10 protein-coding genes are annotated in these 14,498 nt (G+C 58.1%); 3 read left to right on the top strand and 7 right to left on the bottom strand.

Features of this window, described 5'->3' with window-relative positions; all coding sequences use genetic code 11:
- Nucleotides 1-1,377, bottom strand: coding sequence for a glutamine synthetase family protein (locus SJY29_RS13600; protein WP_400083815.1), 1,377 nt, complete (start codon nt 1,375-1,377; stop codon nt 1-3).
- 252 nt (nt 1,378-1,629) lie between these two features.
- On the opposite strand from SJY29_RS13600, the gene SJY29_RS13595 reads away from it, so the two are divergent.
- Together SJY29_RS13595 and SJY29_RS13590 are read left to right on the top strand one after the other, a co-directional pair.
- Complete coding sequence (locus SJY29_RS13595) at nt 1,630-3,921, top strand: Orn/Lys/Arg decarboxylase N-terminal domain-containing protein (RefSeq protein ID WP_400083813.1); 2,292 nt, start codon at nt 1,630-1,632, stop codon at nt 3,919-3,921.
- A gap of 103 nt (nt 3,922-4,024) precedes the next feature.
- Entirely contained in the window at nt 4,025-5,611 is a 1,587-nt protein-coding gene (locus SJY29_RS13590) for a gamma-glutamyltransferase family protein (protein ID WP_400083811.1), read from the top strand.
- A gap of 95 nt (nt 5,612-5,706) precedes the next feature.
- Here SJY29_RS13590 and SJY29_RS13585 read toward each other — a convergent pair whose 3' ends face one another.
- The 6 genes from SJY29_RS13585 to SJY29_RS13560 all read right to left on the bottom strand — a co-directional run bounded on the left by SJY29_RS13585 (nt 5,707) and on the right by SJY29_RS13560 (nt 12,287).
- Entirely contained in the window at nt 5,707-6,687 is a 981-nt protein-coding gene (locus SJY29_RS13585) for a 2-dehydropantoate 2-reductase (protein WP_400083809.1), read from the bottom strand.
- A gap of 10 nt (nt 6,688-6,697) precedes the next feature.
- Nucleotides 6,698-8,209, bottom strand: coding sequence for an acyl--CoA ligase (locus SJY29_RS13580; protein WP_400083807.1), 1,512 nt, complete (start codon nt 8,207-8,209; stop codon nt 6,698-6,700).
- Between the two features lie 65 nt (nt 8,210-8,274).
- On the bottom strand, nt 8,275-9,786 hold the full coding sequence (locus tag SJY29_RS13575) for a tripartite tricarboxylate transporter permease (protein ID WP_110278042.1): 1,512 nt from the start codon (nt 9,784-9,786) through the stop codon (nt 8,275-8,277).
- 24 nt (nt 9,787-9,810) lie between these two features.
- A complete protein-coding gene (locus SJY29_RS13570) occupies nt 9,811-10,314 on the bottom strand; it encodes a tripartite tricarboxylate transporter TctB family protein (protein ID WP_400083805.1) in 504 nt (167 codons plus the stop codon).
- Nucleotides 10,315-10,340: 26 nt separating this feature from the next.
- Nucleotides 10,341-11,312 carry a tripartite tricarboxylate transporter substrate binding protein gene (locus tag SJY29_RS13565; RefSeq protein WP_110278044.1) on the bottom strand — a complete coding sequence of 324 codons (972 nt, stop codon included), beginning with the start codon at nt 11,310-11,312 and terminating at the stop codon, nt 10,341-10,343.
- A 123-nt stretch (nt 11,313-11,435) separates the two neighbouring features.
- Complete coding sequence (locus SJY29_RS13560; protein ID WP_400083803.1) at nt 11,436-12,287, bottom strand: universal stress protein; 852 nt, start codon at nt 12,285-12,287, stop codon at nt 11,436-11,438.
- A gap of 781 nt (nt 12,288-13,068) precedes the next feature.
- Here SJY29_RS13560 and SJY29_RS13555 point away from each other — a divergent pair.
- Nucleotides 13,069-14,358 (top strand): tyrosine-type recombinase/integrase, encoded by a 1,290-nt coding sequence (locus SJY29_RS13555; protein ID WP_400083801.1) that lies wholly within the window; start codon nt 13,069-13,071, stop codon nt 14,356-14,358.
- The last annotated feature ends 140 nt before the right edge of the window (nt 14,359-14,498 follow it).

Raw genomic sequence — 14,498 nt, 5'->3', positions numbered from 1 at the left:
TCAGACGGTTTCCAGATAGCTGTGGAATTCGAAATCCGTGACGTGGCGCGCAAACCGTTTCAGTTCCTGCGTCTTGCATTCCACCAGCATCGTTTGCAGGCGTCTGGAAAAAATATTCTGCACGTGCTTGCCGCGGTTGAATGCTTGAATCGCTGTCGCCCAATCAAGCGGCAGGTTATCAAGTTTCAGACTATAGGCATCGCCCTCGATGGGCGAGGCGGGCTGCATTTTCTCTTCGATGCCAACCAGCGCGCCGCCGAGAATGCTTGCGACAACAAGATACGGGTTCGCATCAGCCCCCGCGACCCTGTGTTCGATCCGGCGCGCTTTGTGGTTGCCGCCGGGAATGCGGATTGCGGCGGTGCGGTTTTCATAGCCCCAAGCCACGCTGGTCGGGGCATGTGCCCCCGGTAGCAAGCGCCGGTAGGAATTTTCATGCGGCGCAAATGTCAGGGTGTTTTCCTGCATCGTCTCCAATAGCCCTGCCACGGCATTCAGCATCAGCGGTGTGCCTTCCGCGCCGCCGTTGTCGAACAGGTTGACGCCGTTTTCATCGACAAGGCTGAAATGCACGTGAAAGCCGCTACCGGATCGTTCGCCGTAGGGTTTGGCCATGAAGGTCGCGGCCAAGCCGTGCTTGCGCGCGATCCCGCGGACCAACCGCTTGAACAGCACGGCATCGTCAGCGGCCTGAAGCGGATCGTTGACATGCATCATGTTGATTTCGAATTGCCCCGCTCCGTTTTCCGAGATTGCGGCATCTGCGGGAATGCCTTGTTCATGGCAGGCCTGATAGACATCGTTCAGGAAGCTGTCGAAATGCTGCAATTCATCGAGGGATAAGGCGCCGTCTGAGTCAAGCCGCTTGCCGGTAACAGGAGAACAGGGTGGCTGCGGGCGCTCTTCGCTGGGATCACACAGGTAGAATTCAAGCTCGGTTGCCACGACGGGCGTCAGGCCCAGTGCCTTGTAGCGGTCAACGATATTGGCCAGAGCATGGCGCGGATCGCCCAGAAACGGTTTGCAGTCATCGGTATGCATCCAGAACATCGCCAAGGCCGAGGGTTGGCTGGTCCAGTTGATCAGGACAAGCGGGCGGCCGGTGTGTTCGCAGATCCCGTCGGAATTGCCGGTCTCAAAAACAAGTTCGTTGTTCTCGATATCCTCGCCCCAGACATCCATGCTCAGGATCGACAGTGGCATCCGCAGCCCGCCGTCAAGCGACGCGCGCGCCTTTTCAATCGGCAGCCGCTTGCCGCGCATCGTGCCGTTCAGATCGCAAACACAGACAAAAACACTCTCGATCTCGGGGTGCTCCTGCAGCCACGTCATGATATTTGTGGTCGTCGTTGCCGGTGTCTTGTTCTGGGCAGTCATATTGCGATCCTTCGGATGTCCTGACGTCATATCCAGGCGACCGCGAAGGTGATATATGCTCTCCGGCCTGCTCAAGGATGCATGATATGTCTAACCTGCGGCGCAGGTGACTGCCAGCGGGAAGTATATGGGCCACCATGGACATCAGCCCGAAAGTAGCCCCATAAGTGGGCAACGATCGTGGTTCGAAACGCTGCTTGTGTCGATTCTCAAGAGGGCGTCATCCACCAAGTCTGGAGCTAGGAAAGCATCATGAAGTTTCGTTTCCCCATTTTCATTATCGACGAGGATTTCCGGTCGGATAACAACTCTGGGGTGGGTATTCGCGCGATGGCACAGGCCATCGAAAACGAGGGTGTCGAGGTCGTCGGCGTTACAAACTACGGTGACCTGTCCCAGTTCGCACAGCAGCAATCCCGCGCCAGCGCCTTCCTTTTGTCGATTGATGATGAAGAGTTCAGCGCGGGCCCTGACATTGACCCCGTGGTCGTCAACCTGCGCGCCTTTATTGAAGAGGTGCGCTGGAAAAACGCAGATGTGCCGATCTTCATCTACGGTGAAACAAAAACCGCACGCCATCTGCCCAACGATATTCTGCGCGAACTGCACGGCTTTATTCACATGTTCGAGGATACGCCCGAATTCGTCGCGCGGCACATCATTCGCGAGGCGAAAACCTATCTCGAAGGCATCCAGCCGCCCTTCTTCAAGGCTTTGTTGGATTATGCGGATGACGGCTCTTATTCGTGGCACTGCCCGGGCCATTCCGGCGGCGTTGCTTTCCTCAAAAGCCCGATTGGCCAGATGTATCACCAGTTTTACGGTGAGAACATGCTGCGCGCCGACGTTTGCAATTCGGTCGAGGAACTGGGCCAGTTGTTGGACCACAATGGTGCAATCGGCGCGTCGGAACGCAACGCCGCCCGTATCTTCAACGCCGATCACTGTTTCTTTGTCACCAACGGCACCAGCACCAGCAACAAGATGGTCTGGCATCACACGGTTGCCCCCGGCGACGTTGTTGTCGTCGATCGCAACTGCCACAAATCCATCCTGCACAGCATCATCATGACCGGTGCGATCCCGATCTTTCTGAAACCGACGCGGAACCATTTCGGGATCATCGGCCCGATTCAGCGCAGCGAGTTCGAGATCGAAGCCATCCGTGACAAGATCCGCGCCAACCCGTTGCTGGCGCATATCGACGCCGATACCGTCAAGCCGCGTATCATGACGCTGACCCAGTCAACCTATGATGGTGTGCTGTACAACACCGAGACGATCAAGGACCGGCTGGACGGCTATATCGAGAACCTGCATTTCGATGAGGCATGGTTGCCCCATGCGGCCTTCCATCCGTTCTACGGCAACTTCCATTCGATGGGGCGCAAACGGGAACGGCCACGGCATTCGGTGACCTATGCCACCCAGTCGATTCACAAACTTTTGGCAGGGATCAGTCAGGCCAGCCATGTGCTGGTGCAGGATTTGCAAGACACCAAACTGGATCGCCACCTCTTTAACGAAGCCTACCTGATGCACACCAGCACCAGCCCGCAGTATAGCATCATCGCAAGCTGTGATGTGGCCGCGGCCATGATGGAACCTCCGGGCGGCACGGCCCTCGTTGAGGAAAGCATACAGGAAGCGCTCGATTTCCGCCGTGCCATGCGCAAGGTTGATGACGAGTTTGGCGCTGATGACTGGTGGTTCAAGGTCTGGGGCCCTGATGCGCTCGAAGAAGAGGGGATCGGCCGCGCCAAGGATTGGGTGCTCAAGCGCACCGATGAAGAAGGAGTGCAGGCCTCTGACGGTGAAGACGCTTGGCACGGGTTTGGGGATATGGCCCCGGGCTTTAACATGCTGGACCCGATCAAGGCCACGATCATCACACCGGGCCTGAACCTTGATGGGCGTTTCGAAGAGGCGGGCATTCCTGCGTCGATCGTTACCAAATATCTGGCCGAACACGGGGTCGTGGTGGAAAAAACCGGCCTTTATAGTTTCTTTATCATGTTCACCATCGGCATCACCAAGGGCCGTTGGAACACGCTTTTGGCTGCGTTGCAGCAGTTCAAGGACGACTACGGCAAGAACCAACCGATGTGGCGCACGATGCCGGAGTTCTGCGCCAAACATCCGCGCTATGAACAGATGGGCCTGCGCGATCTTTGCGAACATGTGCACAAGCTCTATGCGAAATACGACGTCGCGATCCTGTCAACGGATATGTATCTGAGCGATCTGACCCCCGCCATGACACCTTCGGACGCCTTTGCGCATATCGCGCAACGCACAACGCAGCGTGTGCCGATCGACGCGCTCGAGGGGCGGATCACGACGAGCCTGATCACGCCTTACCCGCCGGGTATTCCGCTGCTTATTCCGGGTGAGGTGTTCAACAGCAAGATTGTCGAATACCTCAAATTCAATCGCGAATTCGCCCGTGATTGTCCGGGGTTTGAGACGGACATCCATGGCTTGGTTCAAATCACCGGCCTTGATGGGACTGTCGAGTATTTTGCCGATTGCGTCGCCGCGTAAGGCCGGAAGCGATGGCGCTATCGGTTTGCAGGGAGCGGATTAGTGCTTGTCTTCCGCTTGTGGCAACAGGCACTTTGGCAGCAAGAGGACATTGGGGGGAAAGATGCTGAGATCAGCGATGGGATATAACGGCGCGGTGAGCGCGCCGCACCGTGCCGCGGCACTGGCGGGCCGAGATATACTGGAAGCGGGCGGGACAGCGATTGAAGCGATGGTCGCTGCAGCGGCTGCCGTGGCCGTGGCCTATCCGCATATGAACGGGATTGGCGGCGATGGGTTCTGGGTGATCCACCGACCTGGCCAGGCCCCCGTGGGCATATCGGGTTGTGGTCGTGCAGCGGGGCTTGCAACGCCGGAATGGTACGCCGCGCGCGGGGCAACGGATGCGATCCCCAGCCGTGGCGCACAGGCGGCATTGACCGTGCCGGGCACGATTGAGGGTTGGGCAAAAGCGCTGGACCTTGTGCCGGCAGACCGGCGTCTGCCCCTGTCACAACTTCTCGCACCCGCGATTGCGCTGGCACGCGAGGGTGTCGCAGTGACAGCAAACCAGTCTCTCACAACCGCCGACAAGCTGGCGACCCTGAAAGGTGTCGAAGGCTTTGACGAGACCTTCCTTGTGGATGGCGCGCCACCGGAACCGGGGTATCGTTTGCGCCAGGCGGCACTTGGTCAAACCTTGCAGCGCCTCGCCGATGTGGGCCTTGATGATTATTACCGCGGCGACATTGCCGCAACCCACGCGGCATTTCTGGAAAACGCTGGCAGCCCGCTGCGGCTGGACGATTTTAACCGCTTTACAGCCGAACAGGTCACGCCGCTGACGGTTCAGGTGAAAGCAGGTCAGCTCTATAACATGATCGCACCGACCCAAGGGGTGTCATCCTTGATGATTCTTGCGCTCTTTGACCGTTTGAACGTCGAGGCGGCCGAGAGTTTCGCGCATCTGCATGGTCTGATAGAGGCTACAAAGCTGGCCTTTATCAAGCGCAATGCGGAACTGGGTGATCCCGACTATATGGCAACACCCGCTCAGGACTGGCTGCAAGCGGACGATCTGGATGCGCTGGCGAAACAGGTGAATCCAGAGGTTGCCCTGCCTTGGCCGCATGAGGCCAAAGCAGGCGATACGATCTGGATGGGGGCCGCCGATCGCGAGGGCTGCGTTGTCAGCTTTATCCAATCGGTCTTTTGGGAATTCGGATCAGGCCTGACATGCCCTGATACCGGCGTTTATTTCCAGAACCGTGGCGCAGGCTTTTCGTTGCAGGAGGGGCCCAACCAACTGGGTCCCTACCGCCGTCCGTTCCACACATTGAACCCCGCTTTGGCGCAATTGGCGGATGGCCGTGTCATGGCCTACGGTACGATGGGTGGCGAAGGCCAGCCACAGACACAGGCGGCAGTCTTTACGCGCCATGTGCTATTCGGACAGGATTTGCAGGCGGCAGTGACAGCGCCAAGGTGGCTTTTGGGCCGCACGTGGGGGGACGCGACAACCAGCCTGAAGCTCGAGGACCGTTTTGATCCCGAACTTGTCGCGGCCCTGACCGGGGCGGGCCATGAGGTTGAGATGATCGCACCGTTTTCTGATCTGGCGGGTCACGCGGGTGCGGTAGTGATGCACCCTTCCGGCCTGATGGAATGCGCAAGTGATCCGCGCGCTGATGGTGTGGCGATCGCTGTCTGATCCTGCTGGACGGCACTATTTGTGCAGCACAGAACATGATAACGCCGCAGCAGTGTTCCTGCTGCGGCGTTATCACATTCAACAAAGCCCCTGCCTTAGGCGCCGTAAAGGCCAGCCGTCTTTCCGCGCAATGCGACCAGAGCCAGCACCGTGTCAATCGTTGGTGTCGGCGTTTCGGTGACGCGCCCAAGTTCTTTCACCGAGCCTACAAGCGCGTCGATTTCCATTGGGCGTCCTTGGTCCAGATCCTGCAGCATGGATGTGCGGTGCGCTCCCACATCGGCACCGCCCTGGATGCGACGGTCGACATCAATCGGGAATTTGACGCCCAGCTTTTCGGCAATCGCTTGCGCTTCAAGCATCATGTTGCGGGCAACCTCGCGCGTGCCGGGGTCTGTGCACAGAACATCAAGCGTCGCATGGGTCAGCGCAGAGATCGGATTGAACGACAGATTGCCCCAGAGCTTGACCCAGATTTCGTCCCTGATCTTCGGTCGGACAGGCGCCCTGAGCCCCGCATCTGCCAGCGCCTTGGAAAGGGTAAGCGCGCGTTCGGACTTTGATCCGTCAGGTTCCCCCAAGGAAAAGCGGTTGCCTTCGATGTGTTTGACAACACCCGGTGCAATGACCTCGGCGGCAGGATACACGACACATCCCAGCACACGGTCCGGACCAAAGCCGTCCCATTGTGCGTTGCCGGGATCGACTGTTTCCAGCCGCGTGCCTTCAAGCGGACCGCTGATTTTGTGGAAATACCACCAAGGCACACCGTTCACGCCCGATACAATGGTCGTGTTCTCACCGATCAGCGGCTGCATTTTTGACACCACTGGCGGGACAGAGTGGGCCTTGAGCGTGACAATGACATAGTCCTGTGGCCCGAGATCGGCCGCATCATCGGAGGCTGTGACCTTTACAGTCGTCTCGCCACTTTCCTCAATCAGGCGCAACCCGTTTTCGCGCATCGCTTTTAGGTGCGGGCCGCGCGCTACAAGGCTGACATCTGCCCCGGCCTGCGCGAGCTTTGCACCCATATAGCCGCCGATTGCACCGGCCCCGAAAATACAGATCTTCATGGCGTGCTCCTTATCCCAGGCCCAGTTTCTCGGCGAGGCCGATACGCTGGAGCTTTCCGGTCGCACCCTTCGGGATCTCATCCAGGATCAGGATATTGCGCGGAACCTTGAAGGCCGCCAGCCGTTCGCTTGCGAAATCGCGGATCTCGCGGTCGGTGGCGCTTTGCCCCTCTTTCAACACGACGGCGGCCGCAACGTCTTCGCCCAGTTTGGCGTGCGGGACAGCAAAGGTCACACATTGCCCGACAGCTGGGTGATCTGACAGGACGCCGTCAACCTCCAGCGGGCTGATCTTTTCACCACCACGGTTGATAATTTCCTTCAGGCGACCGGTGAGCGACAGATATCCGTCCTCATCAAACATGCCCTGATCGCCGGTCCGGAACCAGCGCTTGCCGTCGGCTTCAAAGAAGTTCTTTTCGTTTGCTTCGGGGTTTGCCTCATAGCCTGGTGTGACGTTGGGGCCGGAAATCGCAATCTCGCCCACGCCATCAATCAGGCGGTTTTCCACTTCATGGGCGATGCGTACTTCGGGACCGGCGGGCAGACCGACAGCGCCGGGTTTCTGGCGGCCCGGTTCAATCGGATTGCAGCACATCTGATGCGCGGCCTCTGTCATGCCATAGGCCTCGACGACTGGGGCGCCAAAGGTCTCTGCCAGTTGGGTCATCACAGGACCGGGCAGGGACGATGACGAGGACCGCAAGAAGCGCAAGCGCGCGTTCTTGATGATCTCTGCATTGCGCGGTGCGCGTGCCAGAATGGCCTGATGCATCGTCGGCACGGCGGTGTACCACGTGGGATCGACCTCTTCGAGCCAGCCATAGAACTTGAGCGCATCAAAACCCGGCGCACAACTGATCGACGCTCCAGCGGCCAGCGATGCGCTGACAGCCGCAATCAGACCATGAATGTGGAACAGCGGCATCACGTTGAGGCAACAATCCTCCGGCGTCAGAGCGAGTGACGCGCGGATGTTCTCGGCAGAGGCCGCGACATTCGATTGCAGCAATGGCACGATTTTGGGGCGCGATGTGGTGCCCGAGGTGTGCAGGATAAGGGCCACATCATCGGCCGTGGGGACCGCATCCGACACATCGCCTGTCACATCGGTCGAAAGTGTGAAGGTGCCCGCCGGTTCGGTCGCGGTCAGTTCGATCACTGTCATGTTGAACCGGTTCGCGGCCGCGCGCGCAGGTCCGTCATAGCCTGCCTCGACGATAATGGCGCGCGCTTTGAGGTCCTCAAGATAGAACGCAAATTCGTCCTCTTTGTAGGCGGGGTTCAGCGGGGCCGTGGTGGCAGACTGCGCGACCGTGACAAAGGCAGCTGCAATTTCAGGGCCATTGGGCAAGACGATTGCAACACGGTCACGCGCGCCGATACCTGCTTTGCGCAATGCCGCACGCACGTCTTGGGTAAGCGCCCGCAGGTCAGCATAGGTCATCCAGTCGCGGCCGGGTGCACCGATGGCATTGGCCGTATCGGGGTGCGGCTGGATCAGGTCTTCAAGTCTTTGCATAGCGTGTCTTTCATGTCGTTTGGTGTTTGGATGGACGCGATCTGTTGTCAGATTTTGTACATCGGTCAGTTTGCGGCGACCCGCTTTTTGCGGCGCAACAGCTTAAACGCGGGCAAGAGGATCAGGAAGATTGCGATCACCGTGATTGGCCCTGCGATTGGTCTGTTCAAAAAGATCATCGGGTCGCCTGACGACAAAAGCAAGGATTGACGCAATGTTGGTTCTGCAATCGGCCCCAGCACAATCGCCAGAACGGCGGGCGCGAGGGGATAGTCGAACTTGCGCATGAAGAATGCCCCGAGTCCGAAGATCACGATAAGCCACAAGTCATGCATGCTGCGTGATGCGGCAAAGCCACCCACGATGGACAGCACAAAGATCAGCGGGGCAAGGATGGTGAACGGCATCCGCAGCATCCACACAAACAGTGGAATGAACGCAAGGTTGATCAGAACCGCCGCCAGATTCGAGATATAAAAGGACCCGATCAGGCCCCAGACAAACTCGCTCTGGTCAAGGAAAAGGCGCGGTCCCGGTGTAAGACCCCAAATCACCATCCCGCCCAGCAGGATCGCTGTCGTCGGCGAGCCGGGAATGCCCAGTGTCAGCATCGGCAGCATAGAGCCCGTTGATGCCGAGTTGTTGGCGGCCTCGGGAGCAGCAACCCCGTCGGGGGAGCCTTTGCCGTATTCCTCTGGGGTCCGTGATAGCATCTTGGCAACACCGTAGGACATCAGCGAACCGGGCGTGGCACCCGCTGCTGGCAAGACACCGACAAAGAAGCCGAGGAACGAGCCGATCAACGTCCCTTTCCAGCCCTTTTTCGTCGCTTCCTTGGAGTCCGCCATCATACCTTTGGCGGTCATTTTGGGGTTTGTTGTTGTCACTTCACCGCGCGTTTGTTCGATCGTCCAGATCATTTCCCCGATGCCGTAGACACCGATGGCCAGAACGATAAAGCCGATCCCGCGCAAGAACCCCTGTATGTCAAAAAGGACCAGCCGCGGTTCGCCCGAGATTGTGTCGAAGCCGACAGTCGCTAGGACCAGTCCAAAACAGATAGAGAAGATCGTCTTGGGAATATCATCGCCGCCAAGCCCTACAAAAGTGGCAAATGCCAGCAGCATCAGGGCGAAAATTTCCGGTGGACCGAACGAAAGGGCCATTGTCGCAAGAAGCGGAGCAAAGAGTGTGAACAGGACGGTGGCAACAGTGCCGCCCACAAAGGACGCCAGCGCCGCAGTGACCAGGGCCAGACTGGCACGCCCCTGAAGCGCCAACGGGCGCCCGTCAAATGTTGTGGCAACTGCGGTTGATGCCCCGGGTATCCCCAGTGTCACCGAGGAAATCGCACCCCCGTACATCGCGCCATAATAGATGGCCGCGAGAAAGATAATGGCCGAGCTTGGCGGCACCAGAAACGTGATTGGCAAAAGGATTGCTACGCCGTTCACCGATCCCAAGCCGGGCATCGCGCCGATAAAGAGCCCGACGGTGACACCAATCAGGATCAACATCAGATTGATCGGCATGAGCGCCAGCAAAATGCCGTCGGCAAGAGATGAGAAAACTTCCATGATGGTCCTCGGTTCGCGGGTGCGTCAGTAAATGATGTCGTACATCACATCGAAGAATGGCTGGGTGAACGGCATGCCCTGTGGCATCGAGATCTGCATCGCGCCTTCGAAGAAAAAGAACAGCGCAATGGGCAGGACAATCGCCATCGCCAGTGTCAGCAGCCACGAATGCCTGCCCAGAAAACGCAGGTAGTAGACAAGGAAAAGCCCGACCGCACCGTACATCGACACCACGGAAATCATGGCAACAAATCCTACGACCCCGCCGCCAACAAGGATGACTGTCCGCCATCCGAAACGGTCCATAAGAGGTTCATCCGATACGGATGCTGGGCTTTTGCCGCGCCACCAGTTCCACGCGATGGCACAGCAGCTCAGAAGCATGCCCACGGACAACCAGAATGGCCAGAACCCGCCCCCCGGCCCTTGGCCGCGAATATAACCGATGGGAAGTTCGGCGCTCTTCCACATCAGGTAGAGTGAAAAGAGGGCAAGAAACCCTGCGAGCGATATCTCACCTTGGCGCATGTCTGCCCCCTTTCCGTTAGTTTGGCTTAGCCGTCAATTTCGGACAAAAGCTGACGATGGTTTGCAACCTGCGTTGCCCAGTAGGCGCGGGTTTCTGCTTCGTCCATCGGCAGGGGTGACAGGCTTTCAGAGACAAGGTAGTCCTGCCACGCGTCGCTTGCGTAGACCTGACCGAAGATGTCCCGGTAATAGGCCGCAGCTTCGTCCGACATGCCGGGCGCACCGACAATGGCCCGCTGGTTATAGTAAGAAAAGTCGTGCCCCAATTCCTTGATTGTTGGCACATCAGGGTAGGCGTCCATACGTGTGTCCGAGAAGGCAAGGAGTGGGACGAAATCGCCTGCCTCATAGAAACCCTTTGCTTCTGCAGGGTTGTTCACGGTCGCCATGATCTGCTGACCGGCAAGATCTTTGGCCACAGCGCCACCGCCATCGTAAGGGATGTACTTGATGTCGAGGTCGTAGACGCCGGACATATAGGCAATCACGATCGAGTCCTCCTGACCGGCACCTGTGCCGCCCATTACATACTCGCCGTCCATCTCACGTACTTTCGCAAGAAATCCGTCAAAGTCCGTGATTCCCGAATCCTTGTGTACCCAGAGCACGAAGGGATCGACGCCCATCATCGTAATCGGCGTAAAGGTTTCGATATCAATGCCCAATGCTTCTTGGCGGATCGGCGTTGTGTAGAAAGAGTTCAGCGTCACCATCAGCGTATGATCGGGATCACGCGCGTCATTGAGATGCAACAGCGCCTCTGCGCCGGAACCGCCGCCACGGTTGGTCGGGATCAGAGGGCGGTTTGTCATATCGTTTGCCTCGACAACAGACTGCACGAAGCGCGCGATCTGGTCGGCGCCGCCACCAGGGCCGGCCATGATCGTGAAATCAATCGGGCGCGTTGGCTGCCAATCCTGTGCGAGGGCAGAAATGGGAAGCGTTGCAAGGGTGCCACCGACGGCCAATCCCAGAAAAAGCCTTTTCGTAAGTTTCATGTTATGTTCCTCCGTGTAGGGTCCGGACTTCCGGACATGCAGTTTGCGCTTGCTGCGCGGTTTTTATTTCTTTTGGGGGGTCTTGCCCCGCCATCCTGGGCCGTTGCGCGGCCCAAGACTGTTTCAATGCGCCATCAGGATCGGCATGTCTGCCTTGTCCACGATGCGCTCGGTGTTGCCCCCGAAGAGCATCTCTGTCTCATGGCTATGGCTATAGGCGCCGATAACCAGCAGGCTCGCGCCGATGTTCTTGCTGGTCTTGAGCAACTCGGTCGCAGGGTCTTTCCCCTCAAAGCGCACGATCTCGGCGGTGATGCCGCGCAATGCGTAGTAATCCACCAATTCGTCCACGCTCGGGCCATGCGTCTGCACCTTGCCACCTGTCAAAATGGTGACCTTCTCGGCTGTGTGAACGATGTCGAGAGAGGACGCGACCGCACGTGCTGCCGGCAGTGATCCATTCCAGCCGATTGCCACGTGCCGGGCGAAGGTTTCATCTGGCTGGAGTTGCCCCGGGCAAATCAGAACGGGCCGTCCAGCGCCATAAAGTGCGGCTTTCAAAGAGCTTTCGCCAAGATTCCGTTCACGCTGGGGCTTCGGCAGAACAATGAGGTCCGACAACCGGCCAGCATGTTTGACCACATCTGCCATGCGTCCCTGCTCTTCGGTGAAAGTACAGATAACAGAGCCCTCTGCCGCGCCATTCTCGCTCAGTCCGAACTCGCGGGCCAAGCGGTGCAAGATGCCGCGCAGGTGGTCTTCCTGACGGTTTGCAAGCTCTACGGCCTGCTCCATCATGACCTTGCGCGCAAAGTCATTCAGGGGAATGCCCGCAGGCATCAGATCTTTGGCTTGTGCACGGCAATGCACGACATTGACCTGTGCTTGATGCTGTCTGGCAAGCTCGGCTGCATGTGCAAGTACGGTTGCGACCATGCCATCACCACGTACGGGAACCAGGATGGACTTTATCATCACCAAGAACCGCCTTTGCCTTCTTGCGCTGTCAAAACGCGCCACATTCATAGAGCGAGTTCCAGCACCAAGGTGCAGCCTTTCGCTGTCTAGGCTGTATTGAGCGCGCAACTTTATTTCGTCAAGCATTTTTATTTTGAAACTTAGTTTCCATCCAATTTTTTGAGGTTTTATAAGCCTTTGTAAACCATTTGTTTTTCAGTACCCTGAAGTATACAGCCCGCCATGAGTGCGGAATGTCGCTTTTTGGGACGCAACGCGGAAACGAAGGCAACTAATTACGGGTACGAATCGCGCCAGATTGCGCAGCAGCGCGCACGATCACCGTATCTTGCAGTTGTAACAGAATGACACTGGATTGAACGAACAGTGTTACTGATAACGTATAAGTTGTAGTCTGCCGGCAAGCGATGTGTCAATGCGCGTGCGACAGCAGCACGCTATCGTACCCTTTTGCCCGTTTCGGCCAAAGTCCGATCGAACGGCACGCCTACGCAGCCTGTGCGGGGAATTGACCAGTCTTCAATGGCTTCGGACCGCTAGCCAGAGATATTCCGGACGCGGAAATCAAGCCCAAGACGCACAAAAAGACATCTGTTTGATTGAAATGGCGGACTGGGGAGCCGCCATGTTTCCGGTATTATCGTTTACAAACATATGTATAGACTAGCGCTTTCCCTTTGATAACTTGGCTTTACCCCACAAAACACCTATGCAGGGTTGTGCAGGGGTATGCATCCGGTTACATTCCTTTTGTGGGGTAGGATGTGGGATTTATTTAATGCCAAAGATTGCAGACGAACTAAGCGCGCTGGACGTAAAGCGCCTGACACATCCGGGCGGAAGCCGAAACGTGATGTTTTCCGTTGGCGGAGTGCCGGGGCTACACCTGCAAATCACGCCAAAGGGCGGTCGCTCTTGGGTGTTGCGCGTCAAGGTCGGCACCGTGCGCCGCGACATTGGCTTGGGGGGCTTCCCCGGCGTGACGCTATCACAGGCACGCGACAAGGCCCGCGAAGCGCGCGCCAAGATAGAAAACGGCATTGACCCTGTGGAGGAACGCAAGGCGATGAAAGCGGCGCTTGTTGCTGCCCAGCGCCGTGGCCTGACCTTTGACCTTGCTGTTGACCGATGCCTTGGCGCGAAGCTGGACGCATTCAGAAACGCCAAGCATCGCCAGCAATGGGAAAACACCTTGGCAACCTATGCCAGCCCCGAACTTGGCAAGATGCTGGTGCAGGATATCACGACACAAGACGTGCTGCGCGCCCTGCAACCTATCTGGGCCACCAAGACAGAAACGGCCAAGCGCGTGCGCGGGCGGATCGAAGCCGTGTTAAGTTGGGCCACAGTCGCAGGCCACCGTTCTGGTGACAATCCGGCGCGCTGGGCGGGCAACCTGAAAGAACTGCTGCCAGCCCCGTCCAAGGTCGCCACAGAAGGCAATCACCCTGCCTTGGCGCTGGATGATGCCCCGCGCTGGTTTGCCGCCCTACAGACCCGCGAAGGGTTCGGCGCGCGCGCATTGGAGTTTCTGGCCCTGACTGCCACGCGGTCGCAAGAGGTGCGGGGCGCGCGGTGGGATGAAATCGACTTAGCCAAAGGGCTGTGGGTCATTCCGGGCGCGCGGATGAAAATGGGCAAGGAACATCGCATCCCGCTGTCCAAGTCTGCTGTGGCGCTGCTAGAGGCTTTGCCAAGGCTAGAAGATAACCCGCTGGTCTTTCCAGCGGCACGCGGTGGTCAGTTGTCCGACATGACGCTTTCCGCGACCATGAAGCGGATGCACCAAGCCGAGGTCGCCCAAGGCGGGGCAGGGTTCATCGACCGCACGTCCAAGCGCCCGGCGGTGCCGCACGGTCTGCGCAGCACATTCCGCGATTGGGTGGCAGAGCGCACCACCTATCCCGGCGACATGGCCGAAGTTGCCTTGGCCCATAGTATCAGCAACGCTGTCGAGGCCAGCTATCGGCGGGGCGACATGATTGAAAAGCGGCGGCGGATGATGGCGGATTGGGCTGGGTTTGTTTCGGGTAGCGCCAAAGGCGGCAAAGTTGTGAGGATTGGGTGATGTGGTGTCCGGAGGGTTACGTCACATTTTTGGAAGTAAGGAAGGTAGTCCAAAGCCTCTTTAGGGAAAAGGCGAAGACTGGTGCTTTTGCCCGTTCCGGCACTTTTCCGTACATTGCGGAACACAACGCATGGCTATTC

The sequence above is a fragment of the Yoonia sp. R78084 genome (assembly GCF_044595625.1).
Taxonomy (GTDB): Bacteria; Pseudomonadota; Alphaproteobacteria; order Rhodobacterales; family Rhodobacteraceae; genus Yoonia.
This window is presented reverse-complemented; position numbering and strand designations above follow the sequence as displayed.

Coding starts and splice junctions, on each gene's coding strand:
- SJY29_RS13600 (WP_400083815.1), bottom strand. CDS start 1,377: ATGACTGCCCAGAACAAGACACCGGCAACGACGACCACAAATATCATG.
- SJY29_RS13595 (WP_400083813.1), top strand. CDS start 1,630: ATGAAGTTTCGTTTCCCCATTTTCATTATCGACGAGGATTTCCGGTCG.
- SJY29_RS13590 (WP_400083811.1), top strand. CDS start 4,025: ATGCTGAGATCAGCGATGGGATATAACGGCGCGGTGAGCGCGCCGCAC.
- SJY29_RS13585 (WP_400083809.1), bottom strand. CDS start 6,687: ATGAAGATCTGTATTTTCGGGGCCGGTGCAATCGGCGGCTATATGGGT.
- SJY29_RS13580 (WP_400083807.1), bottom strand. CDS start 8,209: ATGCAAAGACTTGAAGACCTGATCCAGCCGCACCCCGATACGGCCAAT.
- SJY29_RS13575 (WP_110278042.1), bottom strand. CDS start 9,786: ATGGAAGTTTTCTCATCTCTTGCCGACGGCATTTTGCTGGCGCTCATG.
- SJY29_RS13570 (WP_400083805.1), bottom strand. CDS start 10,314: ATGCGCCAAGGTGAGATATCGCTCGCAGGGTTTCTTGCCCTCTTTTCA.
- SJY29_RS13565 (WP_110278044.1), bottom strand. CDS start 11,312: ATGAAACTTACGAAAAGGCTTTTTCTGGGATTGGCCGTCGGTGGCACC.
- SJY29_RS13560 (WP_400083803.1), bottom strand. CDS start 12,287: ATGATAAAGTCCATCCTGGTTCCCGTACGTGGTGATGGCATGGTCGCA.
- SJY29_RS13555 (WP_400083801.1), top strand. CDS start 13,069: ATGCCAAAGATTGCAGACGAACTAAGCGCGCTGGACGTAAAGCGCCTG.